At 62.5% G+C, this 17,236-nt stretch carries 17 protein-coding genes and 1 pseudogene; 6 read left to right on the top strand and 12 right to left on the bottom strand.

Translation table 11 applies throughout. The features are described from left to right. Positions 1–301: 301 nt before the first annotated feature. Positions 302–2,578 carry a SulP family inorganic anion transporter gene (locus BH682_RS22290; RefSeq protein ID WP_075834142.1) on the top strand — a complete coding sequence of 759 codons (2,277 nt, stop codon included), beginning with the start codon at positions 302–304 and terminating at the stop codon, positions 2,576–2,578. A 4-nt stretch (positions 2,579–2,582) separates the two neighbouring features. Here BH682_RS22290 and BH682_RS22285 read toward each other — a convergent pair whose 3' ends face one another. The 3 genes from BH682_RS22285 to BH682_RS22275 are packed head-to-tail and all read right to left on the bottom strand — an operon-like array spanning position 2,583 to position 5,243. Further along, the gene (locus tag BH682_RS22285; RefSeq protein ID WP_003939972.1) at positions 2,583–3,926 is read right to left on the bottom strand and encodes a sensor histidine kinase; all 1,344 of its coding nucleotides are present in this window, start codon (positions 3,924–3,926) and stop codon (positions 2,583–2,585) included. Continuing rightward, positions 3,923–4,627 (bottom strand): response regulator transcription factor, encoded by a 705-nt coding sequence (locus tag BH682_RS22280; RefSeq protein ID WP_003939853.1) that lies wholly within the window; start codon positions 4,625–4,627, stop codon positions 3,923–3,925. The genes BH682_RS22285 and BH682_RS22280 overlap by 4 nt, the downstream gene beginning before the upstream one ends. Positions 4,628–4,667: 40 nt before the next feature. Beyond that, positions 4,668–5,243 (bottom strand): TetR/AcrR family transcriptional regulator, encoded by a 576-nt coding sequence (locus tag BH682_RS22275; RefSeq protein WP_007733449.1) that lies wholly within the window; start codon positions 5,241–5,243, stop codon positions 4,668–4,670. A gap of 89 nt (positions 5,244–5,332) precedes the next feature. Here BH682_RS22275 and BH682_RS22270 point away from each other — a divergent pair, with 89 nt between their 5' ends. Beyond that, positions 5,333–6,328: a hypothetical protein gene (locus BH682_RS22270; protein ID WP_075834140.1), complete on the top strand. Its 996-nt coding sequence runs from the start codon at positions 5,333–5,335 to the stop codon at positions 6,326–6,328. Here the strand turns inward: BH682_RS22270 and BH682_RS22265 are convergent. Further along, the gene (locus BH682_RS22265) at positions 6,325–6,702 is read right to left on the bottom strand and encodes a DUF952 domain-containing protein (RefSeq protein WP_075834138.1); all 378 of its coding nucleotides are present in this window, start codon (positions 6,700–6,702) and stop codon (positions 6,325–6,327) included. The genes BH682_RS22270 and BH682_RS22265 overlap by 4 nt on opposite strands. 76 nt (positions 6,703–6,778) lie before the next feature. On the opposite strand from BH682_RS22265, the gene BH682_RS22260 reads away from it, so the two are divergent. Both BH682_RS22260 and BH682_RS22255 read left to right on the top strand, forming a co-directional pair. Further along, the gene (locus tag BH682_RS22260) at positions 6,779–7,366 is read left to right on the top strand and encodes a TetR/AcrR family transcriptional regulator (protein ID WP_075834136.1); all 588 of its coding nucleotides are present in this window, start codon (positions 6,779–6,781) and stop codon (positions 7,364–7,366) included. A 10-nt stretch (positions 7,367–7,376) separates the two neighbouring features. Then, positions 7,377–8,723 (top strand): cryptochrome/photolyase family protein, encoded by a 1,347-nt coding sequence (locus tag BH682_RS22255; protein ID WP_075834134.1) that lies wholly within the window; start codon positions 7,377–7,379, stop codon positions 8,721–8,723. Between the two features lie 4 nt (positions 8,724–8,727). Here the strand turns inward: BH682_RS22255 and BH682_RS22250 are convergent, their stop codons facing one another. From BH682_RS22250 to BH682_RS22240, 3 genes and pseudogenes are all read right to left on the bottom strand, one after another. Next, the gene (locus BH682_RS22250; RefSeq protein WP_042921654.1) at positions 8,728–9,096 is read right to left on the bottom strand and encodes a VOC family protein; all 369 of its coding nucleotides are present in this window, start codon (positions 9,094–9,096) and stop codon (positions 8,728–8,730) included. Positions 9,097–9,252: 156 nt separating this feature from the next. After that, positions 9,253–9,699, bottom strand: coding sequence for a hypothetical protein (locus BH682_RS22245; protein WP_058226108.1), 447 nt, complete (start codon positions 9,697–9,699; stop codon positions 9,253–9,255). Between the two features lie 134 nt (positions 9,700–9,833). Then, positions 9,834–11,073 (bottom strand): annotated as a pseudogene (locus BH682_RS22240) (MFS transporter). Between the two features lie 113 nt (positions 11,074–11,186). Between BH682_RS22240 and BH682_RS22235 the strand changes: the two are divergent. Beyond that, positions 11,187–11,777 (top strand): TetR/AcrR family transcriptional regulator, encoded by a 591-nt coding sequence (locus BH682_RS22235; protein ID WP_007733425.1) that lies wholly within the window; start codon positions 11,187–11,189, stop codon positions 11,775–11,777. Here the strand turns inward: BH682_RS22235 and BH682_RS22230 are convergent. Together BH682_RS22230 and BH682_RS22225 are read right to left on the bottom strand one after the other, a co-directional pair. After that, positions 11,735–12,355: a GNAT family N-acetyltransferase gene (locus tag BH682_RS22230; RefSeq protein ID WP_075835425.1), complete on the bottom strand. Its 621-nt coding sequence runs from the start codon at positions 12,353–12,355 to the stop codon at positions 11,735–11,737. The two genes, BH682_RS22235 and BH682_RS22230, sit on opposite strands and share 43 nt — an antisense overlap. Positions 12,356–12,412: 57 nt before the next feature. Further along, positions 12,413–12,997: a TetR/AcrR family transcriptional regulator gene (locus BH682_RS22225; RefSeq protein ID WP_054781222.1), complete on the bottom strand. Its 585-nt coding sequence runs from the start codon at positions 12,995–12,997 to the stop codon at positions 12,413–12,415. A gap of 87 nt (positions 12,998–13,084) precedes the next feature. Between BH682_RS22225 and BH682_RS22220 the strand changes: the two genes are divergently transcribed. After that, on the top strand, positions 13,085–13,471 hold the full coding sequence (locus BH682_RS22220) for a DUF1304 domain-containing protein (protein WP_003939752.1): 387 nt from the start codon (positions 13,085–13,087) through the stop codon (positions 13,469–13,471). 7 nt (positions 13,472–13,478) lie between these two features. Here the strand turns inward: BH682_RS22220 and BH682_RS22215 are convergent, their stop codons facing one another. The 3 genes from BH682_RS22215 to BH682_RS22205 form a co-directional block, all read right to left on the bottom strand. Beyond that, on the bottom strand, positions 13,479–13,988 hold the full coding sequence (locus tag BH682_RS22215; protein ID WP_223304422.1) for a hypothetical protein: 510 nt from the start codon (positions 13,986–13,988) through the stop codon (positions 13,479–13,481). Positions 13,989–14,288: 300 nt separating this feature from the next. Further along, positions 14,289–15,134 carry a mycofactocin-coupled SDR family oxidoreductase gene (locus BH682_RS22210; RefSeq protein WP_075834132.1) on the bottom strand — a complete coding sequence of 282 codons (846 nt, stop codon included), beginning with the start codon at positions 15,132–15,134 and terminating at the stop codon, positions 14,289–14,291. Between the two features lie 92 nt (positions 15,135–15,226). Next, complete coding sequence (locus BH682_RS22205; protein ID WP_003940009.1) at positions 15,227–17,143, bottom strand: propionyl-CoA synthetase; 1,917 nt, start codon at positions 17,141–17,143, stop codon at positions 15,227–15,229. Positions 17,144–17,236: the final 93 nt, after the last annotated feature.

Genomic DNA, 17,236 nt, shown 5'->3' with positions numbered 1-17,236 from the left:
GTTTGCGGTTGAGCGTTCACTCCCGACCATTATCGCCGACGGCGCTCAGGTGTGCCGGCCGCTGGAGGTGTGTCAGTCAAAATGCTTGCGGTTTAAAGCAATTCGATCGATCTTTTGGACCGATGTTCAGGTTCGAGTCACAGTGCCGGGCGGCGGTGACGTCGACCACGTCTGGGCTCGCATCTAAGGGAACGGTAAGGAATCGCGGTTACCATGGTCACAGTCGATCGGCGATACCGATCGCCGATTCGCTTCGAACATGTTGCCCAGCAGCCGGATCCGGGGTCCGGCGAGGAGATCTATGTCGACGCAGTCCGTAGTGCACGCACAATCATCCGCAGACGAGAGCGTCGTGGGGGATTCGTCTCCGCCGGGTGGTGGAAGCCGGCGATATCTCGAGCAACTGATCAGATACGACGTGCCGGCGTCGCTGGTCGTATTCCTGGTGGCGCTTCCCCTGTCATTGGGAATTGCGATCGCCTCCGGGGCGCCGATCATGGCAGGTCTGATCGCCGCAATCGTCGGCGGAGTGGTGGCCGGAGCTGTGGGAGGTTCACCGCTGCAAGTCAGTGGTCCCGCAGCCGGCCTGACCGTGGTGGTCGCCGAACTGATCGGCAAGTTCGGGTGGAAAGTCACCTGCCTGATCACCGTCGGCGCCGGAATTCTGCAGATCGTGTTCGGGCTCAGCCGAATTGCCCGTGCGGCGCTGGCTATTGCTCCAGTGGTGGTGCATGCGATGCTTGCCGGTATCGGCATCACCATTGCGCTACAACAGGTTCACGTGTTGTTGGGTGGAAGCTCGGCCAGTTCGGCGCTGGACAATCTACGGCAGTTGCCCGCACAGATCGGTGCCTTGCATGTCGAGGACCTGATGATCGGACTCGTCGTCATCGCCACCCTTCTCGGGTGGCGCTATCTCCCTGCCGGTGTCCGCAAGGTTCCGGCGGCGTTGGTGGGCATCGTATTGGCAACTCTCGCTTCGCTGGCGCTGCCGATCGACGTCGAGCGTATTGCTCTCGACGGATCTTTGCTGGACTCGATCGGACTCCCCGCTCTGCCCGACGGCCAGTGGCTCGGCGTCGCAACCGGCATCCTGACCATCGCCCTGATCGCCAGTGTGGAGAGTCTGCTCTCGGCCGTGGCCGTGGACAAGATGCACTCGGGCCCGCGGTCGAACTTCGATCGCGAGATGCTCGGCCAGGGCACCGCGAACATGGTGTCCGGGGCCATCGGCGGCCTTCCGGTCACCGGGGTGATCGTGCGCAGTGCGACCAATGTCGAGGCCGGGGCGAAGTCCCGCGCGTCGTCGATCATGCACGGCCTGTGGATTCTGCTGTTCTCGGCTGCGGTCGCCGGGTTGGTCCAGCAGATTCCGAAGTCTGCACTGGCCGGACTGTTGATTGTCATCGGTATTCAACTGGTCAAGCTGGCGCACATTCGGTTGGCGCGACGGACCGGTGATCTGTGGGTGTACGGCATCACGGTGGTCGGCGTCGTGTTCTTGAATCTGCTCGAGGGCGTCCTGATCGGGTTGGCGCTGGCCATCGCCCTCCTGGTGTGGCGTGTCATCCGCGCAACTGTCACCGCAGAAGAGTTGGGCGACAACGATTCCGGGAAGTGGCGCGTCCTGGTCGAAGGCTCGTGCACCTTCCTGGTGCTGCCCAAGCTGACGTCGGTGCTCGCCGGAATCCCACCGCGGTCGGACGTCACCGTCGAGCTGTCAGTCGACTTCCTCGACCATGCCGTCTTCGACGTCATCGAAGAGTGGGCGAGGCAGTACGAGTTGGCAGGTGGTTCGGTGATCATCGACGAAGTCGGCTCGGTGAGTATGGAGAGCGCGACCACCGGTCCGCCGAAGCGCGGCGCCGCAGTCACCGACCTGCGCGGCTTGCTCGCGCCGTGGGGCAGTTGGCAACCACAGGCTTCGGGGAGGAATCTGAGCAGCCCGCCGGCCTTGCGGCCCATTCTCGACGGGGTGTCCAACTATCATCGCCATCGCGCCGAAGCGATACGGCCGCACATGGATCAGTTGCGCGACGGGCAGAACCCCGACTCCCTTTTCCTCACCTGCGCAGATTCGCGAGTGGTGCCGAACATCATCACGAGCAGTGGCCCCGGTGACCTGTTCACCGTGCGCAATGTCGGAAACCTGGTTCCTGCCGGCGGCCGCGATACGTCGGTGGAAGCGGCACTGGCCTTCGGGATCGACGAGTTGGGTGTCAGCTCGGTGGTCGTGTGCGGACATTCGGGCTGCGGCGCGATGCAAGCACTCCTGACCAACGGTCCGTCGGAATCGGGAGTCGTCGGTGAATGGCTGCGGCACGCGGAGACGAGCTTGCAGGCCTATACGAGTGGCCATCCGGTCGCGCGTGCTGCGGCCGAGGCAGGTTTCTCGGAGGTCGATCAGCTCGGAATGGTCAATGTCGCAGTCCAATTGCAGACTCTCGAACGCCATCCTCTCGTCGGTCAGGCCCGTGTGGATGGTCGCCTGCGTATCGCCGGACTGTTCTTCGACATCGGCTCGGCTCGGGTCATCGAAGTGACAGCGTCGGGGATCGGCCAGTTGATCGAGACCTGAAGGGCTATTCGGGTCCGGGCTGATCCCTGAGTTCGACCAGCAGGCGAGCCCCGCCGAGTGGACTGTCGTGAAATGTCGTCCGACCGCCGTGCAGGGCCGCCTGCTGCGCCACCAGCGCCAGGCCCAAACCGGAGCCTGTCTTGCCTGCCGTCGATCCGCGAGTGAAGCGCTCGAACACGCTCGAGCGTTCCTCGGCCGGTATTCCGCAACCGTTGTCGTCGATCGTGATCGTGACGGTGTCCGGTGAATCTGCCGGGCGAGCGAGGGTGATGCGCACCGCGCTCGCGCCGCCGTGGCGGACTGCATTGGTGATCGCGTTGTCGAGGATCAACCGGATTCCGCCGGGAAGGGCCCGGATGCAATAGGGGAGTGGGGAATCCACCGTGACGACGCCGACGTCGAGCCCAGGATGATGTCGGCGTGCGTCGTCGGCGGCGATGTCGCAGACCTCGGTCAAATCGGTGTCCTTGAAATCCTCGGCCGTCGAGAGTTCACCCTTCGCCAGGCGCTCGAGGTCTCTCAGAGTTGACTCGACGCGGCCCTGCGCGCGGGCCAGATCTGTGAGGATCTCGCGTCTTTGTTCGTGATCGAGGTCGTGAATGGACAACACTTCGATGTCGGTTCGCATTGCTGTCAACGGAGTTCGGAGTTCGTGAGCCGAGGCGGACGCAAAATCTCGGGCGGCGGCAAGGGCGGAGTTGGTTGCGGCTTGCGCTCGAGCGACGTCGCTGAGCATCGATTCTGCTGCTGCGGCAAGCTCGTCCGCTTCACGGATTCCGGAAACCTCGGTGGCGAGATCGGGATCGCGCCTGGCGATCCGGCGGGTCAACTCCACGAGGGGGCGCACCGCCGGGCCACCGAACAACCATCCCAACGCAGCTGCGGCCGCTACGGCCCCGACGCCGAAGAACGCAACCTGTCGCTGTTGGTCGACTGTGATGTCTCGCGCTTCGGCATAGGGAACCGCCAGCGATACAAGGGCATTGATCCCGTCGGCCTCGGCGGTATATGCCCGGTACTTCGTACCGTCCACGTCGACGGTCGCCGAGCCGACCGGTAGTTCGGGCAGTCGCGTCGGGGTACTGGATTTGACGGTTCCGTCGGTGTCGGAGCGGATGGTCACGGAAAAGGCGCCGCCGTCTCCGAACGCGCCGAGAAAAGGTCCCGCTGTAGCCGCATTGGCCACGATGACCGTCGATGCCGTCTCCAATCGACGGTCCAACTGCGCCAAATTGTTTCGTGCGATAGCCAGTGCAACGACCACACCGAGTGCGATGACGATGAACGTCGCCCCCAGTGCCGCGGCCGCGGCAACGCGAGTTCGTAGTGAGAAGCGGCGACGCTTCACGGGTTCTCCCGAAGCACGAACCCGACGCCGCGAACGGTATGCAGCAGACGAGGTGAACCGCCGGATTCGAACTTTCGACGCAGATAGCCGATGAAGACGTCCACGACGTTCGTGTCGGCGACGAAGTCGTAGCCCCACACCAGTTCGAGGAGACGTTCGCGAGTGAGCACGATGCCGGAATTGTGTGCGAGCACTTCGAGTAGCTCGAATTCGCGTTTGGTGAGCGGTACTTCCTTGCCGTCGACACGAACCCGGCGACCGGAGAGATCGATGTCGAGGTTTCCGACCCGCAGGGTATTCGTACCCTCGGAGTGATCGCCGGCCGGAGTGTTGCTGCGACGGAGCATTGCGCGGATCCGGGCAACCAGTTCGGCAAGAACAAACGGTTTGACCATGTAGTCGTCTGCACCGGATTCGAGCCCGGCGATGCGATCGTCGACCGAGTTGCGCGCACTGAGCACGCAGATCGGGATTTCGTTGCCGGCGGCACGAAGCGCCGTCACCACACCGGTGCCGTCGAGCACCGGCATGTTGATGTCGAGGACTACCGCGTCCGGTCGCTTGTCGGAGATCACTCGGAGCGCGTCGGCGCCGTCCACCGCCGTCAGTACGGTGAATCCCGAGAGCCGCAATCCGCGTTCGAGTGAGGTCAGGACGTCTGCGTCGTCGTCGACTACGAGGATTTTCGGTATCTCGGTCACAGCCCCATTGTGCCTTGCCTGGTACGTCGGGTTTCGCCGATCAGACCGGCAAGTCGGTACCGTCCGGACGCAGACCGGCCATGAACACCGCGACCAACCGCGGGACCAGGTTCGGCATGGCCTCGTCGGACAACTCGATTTGCGGGCGCGTCAGTTTGGCCAGAGCCATGACGAATTCGAGCGGTTGCAGATCGGCGCGAACCAGTCCGGCGCTCTGAGCGGCGCCGATCGTCGCGGTCATCTTCGTTTTCGTCACCTCACGCACCGCCAGAACTTCGGGCGCCAGCTCGGTGAAACTGCGTTCCACCAGTGCAGGAATGAGCGCACCCAGGCGCAGTTCCACGAGGCGGTCCACCAGCGTGTGCCACGCGTTTATCGGATCGGTGGACATTGCCGTGAGTGCGATGTCGGCAGCCTCGCGGACATCGGTCAGTGTTGCGACGGCAACGGCGGTCACGAGGTCCTCGCGCGTCGGAAAGTTTCGATACAGCGTGGCGATGCCCACTTTCGCGAGTTCTGCGACTGCATCGAGCGGCGCGTCGTGCCCGCGCTCGGTGAACACCGCTCGTGCGGCGTCGACTATTGCGTTTCTGCGTTCACGTGCATCGGCTCGCACATCCACCTCCGGTATTGACAGTTCATCATAACCGGAGGAATATCTTCCACAAATAGTGGAGGAAAAACTTCCACTTAGGGAGGGTAGTTATGAACGCCGAAGTTGAAGCACAGGACCGCAAGAAGTTGGTGGCTGTGGTGTTGGGCTTGTCCGCCGTGATCGGGCTGATGCTGCTTGCCTTCGTACTGCCCTCGGTCAACAGTGGCCCGCACGAACTGAAGTTGGGCATCACCGGTCCAGCTGCGGCAACCGAACAGATCAGCACCTCGCTCGAGGCGAGTAAGCAAGGCGCCTTCGATACTCGAGAATTCGCTGACGCCGACGTCCTGCGTGACGCGATTCGGAATCGCGACGTGGTCGGCGGAATCGCCGTTGATGCCAACGGTCCTCACGTGTTGATCGCGACCGCAGGCGGAACCCCGATCGCCCAAACCTTGACCGGTCTGGCCAGTGGGCTCGCGGAGAGTTCGGGGGTGAAGGTTCCCGTCGAAGACGTTGTGCCGTTGACGGCGGACGACCCGACCGGTGCTGGGCTCACGGCATTGGCCTTGCCCTTGGTGTTCGGTGGAATCATGCCTGCTGTTGTTCTCGTGCAGCTGTTTCCGCGCAGCATTGTCAAGCGAGTGTTGGGCGCTGCCGGCGTCGCGGTTGTCGCGGGTTTTGCCCTGACTGCCATTCTGCAGTTCGGTACCAGCAGCCTTGACGGAAACTACCTGCTCACCGCGCTCACACTCGCCGTTGGTATTTCGGCCATCTCGCTTCCCATTTTGGGGCTCGAATCCCTGCTCGGGATGAAGGGGTTCGCGTTGGGCGCCGTCACGATGATGTTCATCGGAAACCCACTCTCGGGGATGGCGACAACTGCCGCGTGGTTGCCCGCAGGCTGGGGCGCATTGGGGCAGCTGCTCCCACCCGGCGCCGCAGGAGCATCCGTCCGTTCGATGGCGTTCTTCGACGGCCATGGCGCCACCACGCCACTTCTGGTGCTGGTGTGCTGGATTGCCGTCGGGATCGCGCTGTGCGTGGCTGCCGGCCGGAAGAAGGCGTCTGCGCCGGTTATCGAACCGGAGGCTGCGCTGGTCTAGCCGGCGTAGCTTGCGTACGGGGTCAGGTCGGGAATCGGCCAGACCCCGTCAACGCGTTCCACGGCCAGTTCGGCGACCACGGTGTCCTCGTCCATCGGTAGAGGTCGGAGGATTCGGGGCTTTTCCACCTCCCATTCGACGTCGATGCCCGCGGAGGTCAGGGCGTCCTGATCGATGACGGCGACGACCAGCGGCAATGTGAGGTCGCCGAACACCAGATCGAGCACCGAAGCGAGTGCGTCCGGGGTCGTTGCGCGAATGAATCCTGCCTCGTCGTAACTGATTCCGCGCGTCGAGACCTCGTACTCACCGAAACGCTTGCATGCTTCCCAGTCGTCGGCGATAGCGACGTGGACGAGTCGTTGTCCGGTCATGCAGTGCTCCTGTAGTATTCGAATTAATGAAACGTCAACGTAGCATTAATTTACCGGCACGGTAACAGGGGACTTGATGGAGCAACCGCGCAGACGTGGGAGAACCAGTGACGCCGAGCGCGCCGAACGACGCAACGAGATTCTCGACGTCGCTGTCGACTCGTTTCGAGATGTCGGGTTCGCCCGAACTACCATCGAGGGCATTGGCACGGTGGCCGGCGTCGCCAAGCGCACCGTGTACAGCTACTTCGGCGACAAGTCTGCGGTCTTTGCAGCTGCGGTTGCGCGTCAGCACGCGTACGTCGACAATGCCGGCGAGGGCCAGTCCGACCTGCTCGCCGCTGCAGTGGACATCGTCATCGCCCTGCACAGCGACAACTCGATTGCGCTGCACCGCATGATGATCGGCGAGGCAGTGCAGTTCCCTGAATTGGCCGCAGCGTTCTACGAATCCGGCCCGGCCAAGTCGATTGCCTTTCTGGAGAAGATATTGATCGATCAGCACGGCCAGAAGGCTGCGCTGTGCGCGGATCAGTTGTACACCTTGCTGCTCGGGGAGGAGCACCGGCGGCGACTGCTCGGGCTCACCTCCGAACCGACAGTCGAAAGAGCGGCGCAACTGGCGGCCCGCGCGGTGGGATGCGTTCTGAGATCTGATCGGTAGGCTCGACTGGGTGAGTAACTCTGTGATCTGGTTTCGACGCGATCTGAGGGTCGGTGATCTTCCGACTCTGACTGCAGCGGCGGATGCCGGCGGACAGACGTTGGGTTTGTTCGTCCTCGACGAGAAGTTGCTCGGACCGGCAGGCTCACCCCGCCAGAATCAACTGTTCGCCAACTTGTCGGCACTCGACAACCAGCTCGACGGACGATTGATGGTTGTTCGAGGTGATCCGGCAGACGTGGTGCCCCGCGTGGCGGAATCCGTTGGCGCCGAAGAAGTTCACATCAGTGGCGACTACGGGCCCTACGGCCGACGGCGCGACGCGGCCGTGGCCGAGAAGGTGGAGTTGATCGCCACCGGGTCACCATATGCCGTGGCGCCCGGACGCGTCACCAAGGCGGACGGTGATCCGTACAAGGTGTTCACGCCGTACTTCCGTCAGTGGATGGAACATGGTTGGCGGGGCCCCGCGTCGACCGATGCGGGGACGGTCCGTTGGTTCGATCCGAGCGAGAAGGACGGTGGCCCGCGCCGGGTGAGTATCCCCGCGTCGTCCGGCACCGTCAGCGATGTCGTCGGTGAGGCCGGTGCGCTCGAACAGTGGAAAGAATACTGCGAGAACGATCTTGACCGGTACGACGACGAACGAAATCGACCCGACCTCGACACCACGAGTCGGATGTCGATCCCGCTCAAGTACGGCACGATTCATCCGAGAACTATGTTGGCAGATCTCTCCAAGCGACTCGGAGACGGCGCTCAGGCGTACCGTCGCCAGCTTGCTTGGCGAGACTTCTACGCAGACATCCTATTTCAGCGCCCCGACAGCGCGCGGAAGAACTACGACGACAAGTTCGACCGTTTACGTCACGACGGGGGAGTCGACGCAGACGCCGCCTTCACGGCCTGGTGTGAAGGCAAGACCGGCTTCCCGATCGTGGATGCCGGCATGCGGCAACTCGCCGCCGAGAACTGGATGCACAATCGGGTCCGAATGATCGTCGCGTCATTCCTGGTGAAGGACCTGCACATTCCGTGGTGGCGCGGCGCACGGTACTTCATGTCGCAACTGGTGGACGGTGACTTGGCCTCCAATCAGCACGGGTGGCAGTGGACTGCCGGGTCGGGTACGGATGCTTCGCCCTTCTTCCGCGTCTTCAACCCGATCACGCAAGGGGAGAAGTTCGATCCCGACGGCACATACGTCCGTCGGTGGGTCCCCGAACTTCGCGATGTTCCCGGGAAGGCCGTCCACTCGTTGAAGGCGATGCGCCCAGTCGACTACCCGGACCCGATAGTCGATCACGCGCACGAGCGTGAGGAGGCCTTGCGCCGGTACGGCGAGATCAAAGGCTGAGTGCTCAGTGATCTGCGGGCGCTACGCGGACGCGGTTTCCGTCCAGATCTGAAATGACAAACGTCAGACCGAAGACATCTTCGTTGGGTTCTTCGACGACCGAGACTCCCTTGGCCACCCACTCGTCGTGGATCGCCCGAATTTCGTTGCTCCCGCCGTCGACCAAGATGCCGACTTCGAAATTGCGCGGTGTCGCGGGATCGAGGTCGCGGGACTTGCCGCTCCACAGTGCAAGGACCACACCGCCGCCGAGGTCGAAGGTCATGTACCGAGGGCTGAGGACCTCAGGCTTCGCGTCGAACAATTCGCCGTAGAACGCTGCTGCGGAGGCGGCATCGCTGACGTAGATCAGAAACTGGTTGGGTAGTCGCACTGTGGTTTTCCCTCTCCCGTTGATTTTCGGGCCACCGGCAGCGGGGCGTGTGCCTGGTCGTGCGGGGCTGCGTTCAACAATCCCCGCGCGCCGGACGAATGTCCAAGAACAAGTGCGTCTGAGAGGCAGATGGATTACTTATGACGACTGCCGCAGTCACACCGCACTGAGGTGGTACCCGACGCTCAGGTTCGGGTAGTAGCCGTCGATGTAGCTCGAGATGAAGTAGTGATCAGGGTCGGTGGTGCGAGTTCCGTCGGTGTCGAACTGCGGATAGTCGTTGGCCGTGAAGACGGCTTGTCCGCCGTCGGGAGTGGAATAGACGACGTCGACCGTCAGGCCGCGCGGGTCCTGGTTGTATGCCGTGACGATCTCGGTCTCGTGAGGCGCGAGCGACTGGCGTGGGCTCTGCATCCACTGTCCGTAGGGGTTGTCGGCGCCTTCGAGATGAATTGTCTGTTCGGTGTCGTTGCTGATCGTCATCGTGATGCTGTTGCCGGTTGTGGGAAGGGTTCCGGCACTGGCGATTCCGCTCAATCCCAAAGTGAGGGCGCCGGCGGCCAGAGCTGTGATTGCGGCAACTACGTAGCGTGGGTTCGTCATCGTCGGTGTCCTTTGTCCGGGTGAGCGTTCGGTTGGCTCTCTCGAAGACAACTATGTCGGAGCAGATCGATGTCGTATGTCCACTCCCCGGACCCTGTGCAGGCGGAACGGTGTGTCCACCGATCGGGGGACACCTACTCCGACACCGAGACGGCTTCGACCTTTCGCTCGCCGGTGACCAGCAGTCCGATCAGTGCGGCCGCCGCGAGCACCATGACGAGTGCTCCGTAGCCACGCGTCGTATCCACCAATCCGACCTTGCCGACCAGGTAGCCGGCCAGCAAGGCGGGAAGACTGTTGGCCAGATATGCGATGACGTAGACGGTGGACAACAAACCCGCGCGTTCGTGGTTCTCGGCCAGCGGCATGACGGTGAGGATAGTTCCTTGGAATCCTGCTCCGAAGCCGATACCTGCAACAGCCGTACCGACCAGAATCAATACGGCAGAGGATGTTTCAGCACCGATGAGTGTGACGGCCACCCCGAGCACCAAGGCGGTGGTTCCGATCAGCATCACGGTCCGGCCGCCGAGTTTGCGGAAGGTGAGCACTGCTGCCGCTCCGAATCCTGTCAGTGTTGCGACCATGATGGCACCGATGAGGGAGCTGTGAACGTCAAGTGCGTTGCGCGCCAATGCAGGTCCGAGTGAGAGGTAGAAACCTCCCAGTGCCCAGACCGCGATCAGGCACGGTGCGGTCAGGGCAATCATCGTGCGCGCCTGACGAGGAACGGCCAGTGTGGGGCGCAGGGACTGCCAGGCTCCGGGGCGTCCGCCCGAAGTCTCGGGAGCGGCCCATACTCCGAAGATCTCGAGAATGACAAGCACGAGAAGGACCAGGTAGACAGTGCTGGTGGGACGGGGCAGGTGCTCGCTGATGAGGCTCGAACCCACTGCTCCGACTGCAAGCCCCATCGTCGGAGCGACGCTGTTGATGATCGATCCTCGGCCCGGAGTGCGTTCGAGGTCGATCAATGCCGAACCCAGAGCACTGATTGCAGCGCCGGTGGCAACACCCTGTACGACCCGGGCGATGAGGCAGGATGGTCAAACCGTCGGCCGAGGCGAACAGCGCGAGCGAGACTGCCTCGAGCGCGAGTGCTCCGAGCAGGACCGGGCGCCTGCCGATGTGATCGGACAGGGATCCGGCGGTCAGGAGCGTGGCGAGCAATGCGAGAGCGTAGATGCCGAACACGAGCGTCGACGCGAGCGAGGAGAATCCCCACAACTGTTGATAGTGCTCGTACAACGGTGTCGGGGTCGCGGATGCGCCCAGGAACGTGGCGATGATGACGGCGATGAGTGTGAAAGCGACGCCTCGCCCAAGGCGTGGGCGTGAAGTGCTCTCGGTCTGTGGTGAAACGGTCGTTGTCATTGTCGTAGCGCTTCCCGTGCGGGTGGTGAAGACTTCAAACGCAAATACTTTGCGTTTGGGACGCTACGCCTGGCCGTAGCCTAATGCAACATCTTTGCGTTAGTATTGGATTTATGAGTCCGTCCGCAGGTCCGCGCCCCGGTGGCCGTAGTGCGCGCATCCAACAGGCCGTGCATGCGTCGGCGCGCAAGTTGTTGGAACAGCGTGATCGAGCCGAGATCACGGTGCCGATGATCGCGACCGATGCGGGAGTGACCCCGTCGACCATCTATCGGCGGTGGGGTGACATCAACGAAGTCTTTGCCGACGTCTCGATCGAGAGATTGCGCCCGGACGCCGACCCGCGTGAAACGGGCTCGCTCCGAGGGGATCTGACGATTTGGGCGCAGGAGTACCTCGAGGAGATGTCTGCGCCTGTCGGTCGTGCTTCGTTGCGTGACGTGTTGATGAGCGACGATCAGACGCATGCACCGGACGGTACGAAGAAGTTCAAGTGTGCCTTCTTCTGTCGGACGCAGATCGACGTGATCCTCGCGCGTTGGCCGGAAGCTGCCGGCGTGGATGGTGATTCGGTGGTCGACCATGTAGTGGCGCCGATCATCTACCGAATTCTGTTCGACCTCGAACCGGTCGTGCCGCAGCGAGTTGCGGAATTGGTGGATCAGACGCTTGCCCTCGCGGCGCGGGTCGTTGCCGAAGGCTGATCGCTACGTAGTCGGGCGTGGACGTGCATGTCGTGCCAGCCGTCGGCGTGCCTGGCGGAGCTTCGTCGAACACCTTCTTCGCTGAACCCTGCTTTGGTGGCGACTCGGCACGATCGTGGGTTGTGGATCGAGTGCTCGAGTTCCAGTCGATGAAACCCTACTTCGCGGAATGCCCATTCGGACAGTGCGGTTACAGCCTGGGTGCACAGTCCGCGGCCGCGCGCCGCTGGGGTCACCCAATACGCGAGCTCGGCAGTGCCGTCCCACAAATTCACCCCCTTTGCTGCGATTCGACCGAGGAGTTCATTTGTCTCGGGAGCGGCGATCGCCCAATGGCATTCGGATTCGCTTGCCCACCCGTCTCTCCACTGGGTGAGCCAACCCCGTGCTTCGTCGATCGAGTCGGCGCGGCGGATGTGCCAACGCTGAATCGACGGATCGCGAAAGGCTTCCATGACGGCCGGTGCGTCGTCGCGGGTCCAGGGTCGGAGAATCGCGGAAGTCCCGACGTGGATCGAGGGTTGGTCCATTCCCCGGAGATATCCAGCGGCGATAGCGGGCGTGGTCAACTTGGGCACGTGAAGCATCATCGCCTACCCGCCTGATGGCGGGCAATGGCGTGAGCTTTCCGGTCATTATCCCTGCCACTCTGCGTTCAGTCGGCGCGCAGATTCAAGAGTTGCGATGGCCTCTTCGGTGTCAACTCGTGCGAGTACCAATGCACTTACCGTGCAGGAGAGAAGGATTCGAGTGCGATCTGAGAGCGTGGCGTCTGTCTCGGTTGGAAACGCGGCGTGTAATCCACTGTTGATCGCGTCGGCGAGCTCTCGGCGGTAAGCGCGGATCACTGCGGCCACCGCATCGTCGTGCGCGCCGAGTCCGGCAGCCGTATTGAGAAGTAGGCAACCGCGCCGAGGTGAGTCGGCGGTCATGGTGCCGATCGCGTGCGCAAGCGAGGAAAGGTAGTCGTCGACGGCGTCTGCCCCGGGATTTGTCGTGAGGCTGCGCAGACGTGGCCGGATGACATGTTCGAGGTACAGCTGCACGGCGGCGTCGAACAATCCGCGCTTGTTGGTGAACGAGTTGTAGAGACTTGACCGACTCAGCCCCGTCGCGGATTCGAGGTCGCCGAGTGAGGCGCCTTCGTATCCGCGTGCCCAGAAAACGTCCAAAGCGGCAGCGACCACGGCTGTTGTGTCGAATTCTTGTGATCTGCCCATCAAAGCCTCGCTCTTTCTGTATCGTTCGGTCCAGTATATATTGGACCGAACGATACAGAATTCACTCGAAGCAACAGGAGCTCACCGATGAACGTCGCCGGCTACATCTTCGCGGGACTGGCCGCAGCAGTGCACGTGTACATTTTTGTCCTCGAATCGATTCTCTGGACGGCCCCGAAGACCCGCGCCACGTTCGGCGTGAAGTCCGAGGAAGAGGCGATCACCACGCAGCCGCTCGCCTTCAACCAGGGCTTTTACAACCTTTTCTTGGCGATCGTGTCGGCGGTCGGCATCGTGATTGCGGCGACCGGCTCCGCGTCGGTCGGAATTGCCCTCGTACTGGCAGGCACAGGATCGATGGTTGCCGCGGGGTTGGTGCTGATTCTCTCGTCTCCCGACAAAGCCCGCGCAGCCGTCGTGCAGATGCTTTTCCCAGCTATTGCCGTTGTTCTGCTGGTAATCCACCTGCTTTGAGTGGTCTCTATCCGCCGCCGAGCACCAGTGATTCGATCAACGCAAAAGCCCCGTTGAGTGCTCCGCAATCGAAGGCTTCGGCCAGGGCGTAACCGATGACAAGTTCGTCGGTGCTCGGCGTGCTCGACCAGACTGCGTCGGTCTGTCTGGGATCGGATTCCTCGTTCTTGGAGAAGTGCCCGATCCGCAATCCGTCGCGGGTGAATGCACTGTTCGCGTCGTCGACTGGGGCGAAGTTCAAACTCACGCCGTCGACGAGTGCCGAGACAGAGTACGAGCGACGGGACAGAAACCCTTTGCCGACAGTGAGTTCGACTTCGTCGCCACCGACAGTGAAGAACAAGTCGGCGGCGGCGCGCGTTCCGATGGGTGTGCCTTCACGGCGCGGGGCATCGACTCGACGCGTCAACAGAGCGTGTGAGTTGCCGTTTCGGACGTCGACGACCCCCGTGTCGACATCGAACGAGATCTCGACTTTTCCGTGAATCGGGTCCATTACGGCGTATTTGACCGTCACTGTGCCTACCCCCTGTAAGTGTGAACTCGGGTCCATAATACGTGGTGGGAGCGTTGTCCGGTATGCCCGAATCCAAAAAATAGTGCCGAATGACGCGCGTTTGCGGCCAAATGCTTCTACGCTGGGTCTTGGGTTTGTTGCGCATCCCACAACGGTTTTTCCCACACCAGACGAGGAGCGCCTATGAGGTTGTCGACTACTTGTTCTGTTGCTACGAAGGCTTGATCAAGCCGGAATTGCCTCTGCCGGATGGTGCTCGAGACCCATCCGGCAGAGGCAATTCTGCATCAGTTCGGGCCTTCAGCCGCCGGCGAATTTTTCCGAGGTGCCGAGATCGATCGGCAACGCGATGCCGGTGATCCCGCGCCCGGCTGGCCCCACCAGATAGAACACCGCATCCGCAATCACTTCGGGGTCGACCCACGGGTGGGGCAGCAGATTCAGCTTCGACATGATCGGAGCGGTATCGGCGAGGACAGGATTCTCCAAGTCTGGACGGAACGCACGAACCATCGGTTCGTTGTCGATCATCGTCGTTCGCACATTGCCCGGGTGTACGGAGTTGACTCGGATGTCTGCCCAGCCGAGTTCGTTGGCCAGAGACTTCGCCAGCCCCCGAACGGCGTGCTTGGACGCGGAGTAATGTGCAATCCCCGGCACGCCTCGAAGCCCGGCCATCGAGCTGATCAACACAATGGATCCACCTCGATTGCCGTTCATGATGTGCGGAATCGACACCTTGGTCGTCAACCAGACGCCGGTGACGTTGATGTCCATCAGCTCGCGGAACTCTTCGTCGCTCAGGTCCCAGGACAATTTCGCCGACGCCGCGATTCCCGCGTTGGCGATCACGATGTCCAGTCGGCCGAGTTTCTCGACTCCGGCGTCGACCGCTGATTTCAGGGCATCGAGGTCGCGAGTGTCCGCGACGGATGCGACGATACGCCGGCCCTGAGCTTCGACCAGGGCGACGGTCTGGGCGAGGTCGGCTTCGGTGGCCATGTCGTACCCCGCCGTTGCGACCGGCGCGCAGAGATCCACCGCGATGATGTCCGCGCCCTCGGACGCGAGCTTGACGGCATGCGCGCGCCCTTGACCACGCGCCGCTCCGGTGATGAATGCGACCTGACCGTCCAAATTGCCCATCGAACTTCCCCTGCCCGTGTGAATCGCCGAAACTGGAACGTGTTCATACTGCTACGTCCGGAGGCAGACGGACAGGGGAATTCGCTGAATCCTTATCCGCGAAGGAGTTTGGACAACTCGTCCAATACGCTCGCGTCCTCGATGGTCGACGGGACCGTGTACTCCTCGTTGTCGGCGATCTGCCGCATGGTCTTGCGGAGGATCTTGCCGGAACGAGTCTTCGGTAGTGCGGCGACGACGGTGACGTCCCGGAAAGTGGCGACGGCACCGATCTGGTCTCGCACCCGCGCGACCAGTTCTTGTCGGAGTGTTTCGGGATCGATGTCGACGCCGGACTTGAGCACGACATAACCGCTCGGCCGTTGCCCCTTGAGTTCGTCGTGAATGCCGATGACCGCGCATTCGGCGACAGCCGGGTGGCCGGCGACGACGGCCTCCATGCTTCCGGTCGAAAGGCGATGTCCGGCAACGTTGATCACGTCGTCACTTCGTCCGAGCACGAAGACGTAGTTGTCCTCGTCGATGTACCCGGAGTCGCCGGTGAGGTAATAGCCTTCGAAAGTCGACAGGTAGGACTTCACGTACCGGTCCTCGTCACGCCACAGTCCGGCGAGTGTTCCGGGAGGAAGCGGCAGGCCGATCACGATGTTGCCCTCGGTGCCCGGACCCACGAGTTCGCCCTTGCCGTCGACGATTTCGACGCGGTATCCGGGGCAGGCGACGGTGGGTGAGCCCGCTTTGATCTCCATGGGTTCGAGGCCGCGCAGATTCGCGCAGATGGCCCAACCGGTTTCTGTCTGCCACCAGTGATCGACCACCGGGCGATCGAGAATCCGAGTAGCCCACTCGTAGGTGTCGGGATCCAAGCGCTCGCCGGCCGCGAACAGTGTGTCGAGCGACGAGATGTCGTACTTGGCAAGCTCTTTTGCGTCCGGGTCGGCCTTGCGGACCGCGCGGATCGCTGTCGGAGCGGTGAAGAGTGCCGACACGTTGTATTCGGAAATGATGCGCCAGAACGCACCGGCGTCGGGGGTGCCGACGGGCTTGCCTTCGTACATGACCGTCGTGGCTCCGGCGAGCAACGGTCCGTAGACGATGTAGGAGTGGCCGACCACCCAGCCGACGTCGGAGGCGGTCCACCACACCTGTCCTGGGCTGATGTCGTACAGATTCTTCATGGTCCACGTCAGCGCAACGGCATGGCCACCGTTGTCCCGGACGACGCCCTTGGGCTTACCGGTCGTTCCCGAGGTGTAGAGGATGTAGAGCGGATCCGTCGCGGCGACCGACACCGGGTCGGCCGGGGTGGCGTCGGCGATCAGCTCGTCCCAGTCGAACCAGGCTGCGGCACTTGACTTGTAGTCGGAAGCTGCACCGGGAATCTGCTCGCGATTCTTCACGATCACGGTGTGCGCGGGAGTGGCGGACAGTTGCAGAGCCTTCTCGACCATCGGCAGGTACTCGATTGTTCGTCCGGGTTCGAGGCCGCCGGACGCCGTCACGAGCACCACTGGACCGGCGTCGTCGATTCGCGTTGCGAGCTCCTTGGCCGCAAAGCCGCCGAACACCACCGAATGCACAGCGCCGATTCGCGCACACGCGAGCATCGCGATCGCAGCCTCGGGGATCATCGGCATGTAGATGATCACGCGGTCGCCCGCCACCACACCCTGATCTTTCAAGACGCCGGCGAAGAGTGAGACCTGCTCGAGCAATTCGGCGTAGGTGTACGTGGCCTTGGTGGGTACCATCGCGGAGTCGAAGATCAACGCGGTCTGATCGCCGCGGCCGTCGCGGACGTGCCGATCGAGGGCATTGAAGCTGGTGTTGAGCGAAGCATCCGGGAACCAGCGATAGATCGGCGCGGCAGAGTCGTCGAGAGCCTTGGTGGGGGCGACATCCCAGTCGACGGCCCGCGCAGCGTCGAGCCAGAACTTCTCCGGCTGATCCATGCTCTCGCGATATGCGTCGGCATACGTGGTGTGGGACGCCTGCTCGGAAGAGCTCATCGACGTGTGTCCTCTCGTGAACTTCGCTTACCGGTGACCTGAAACACCTTAGGTCACCGTCAGTGCGGTGCGCCTCAGTAGCGGTGCGGGTAC

Source organism: Rhodococcus sp. YL-1 (assembly GCF_001942025.1).
GTDB classification, from domain to species: Bacteria; Actinomycetota; Actinomycetes; order Mycobacteriales; family Mycobacteriaceae; genus Rhodococcus_F; species Rhodococcus_F qingshengii.
The sequence above is the reverse complement of the archived record's forward strand: the minus strand, read 5'-3'. Positions and strand labels throughout refer to the sequence as shown.

Excerpts from the sequence above, each read along its gene's own strand:
- BH682_RS22290 (WP_075834142.1), top strand. The coding sequence starts at position 302 with ATGTCGACGCAGTCCGTAGTGCACGCACAATCATCCGCAGACGAGAGC.
- BH682_RS22270 (WP_075834140.1), top strand. The coding sequence starts at position 5,333 with ATGAACGCCGAAGTTGAAGCACAGGACCGCAAGAAGTTGGTGGCTGTG.
- BH682_RS22265 (WP_075834138.1), bottom strand. The coding sequence starts at position 6,702 with ATGACCGGACAACGACTCGTCCACGTCGCTATCGCCGACGACTGGGAA.
- BH682_RS22260 (WP_075834136.1), top strand. The coding sequence starts at position 6,779 with ATGGAGCAACCGCGCAGACGTGGGAGAACCAGTGACGCCGAGCGCGCC.
- BH682_RS22245 (WP_058226108.1), bottom strand. The coding sequence starts at position 9,699 with ATGACGAACCCACGCTACGTAGTTGCCGCAATCACAGCTCTGGCCGCC.
- BH682_RS22235 (WP_007733425.1), top strand. The coding sequence starts at position 11,187 with ATGAGTCCGTCCGCAGGTCCGCGCCCCGGTGGCCGTAGTGCGCGCATC.
- BH682_RS22225 (WP_054781222.1), bottom strand. The coding sequence starts at position 12,997 with ATGGGCAGATCACAAGAATTCGACACAACAGCCGTGGTCGCTGCCGCT.
- BH682_RS22220 (WP_003939752.1), top strand. The coding sequence starts at position 13,085 with ATGAACGTCGCCGGCTACATCTTCGCGGGACTGGCCGCAGCAGTGCAC.
- BH682_RS22210 (WP_075834132.1), bottom strand. The coding sequence starts at position 15,134 with ATGGGCAATTTGGACGGTCAGGTCGCATTCATCACCGGAGCGGCGCGT.
- BH682_RS22205 (WP_003940009.1), bottom strand. The coding sequence starts at position 17,143 with ATGAGCTCTTCCGAGCAGGCGTCCCACACCACGTATGCCGACGCATAT.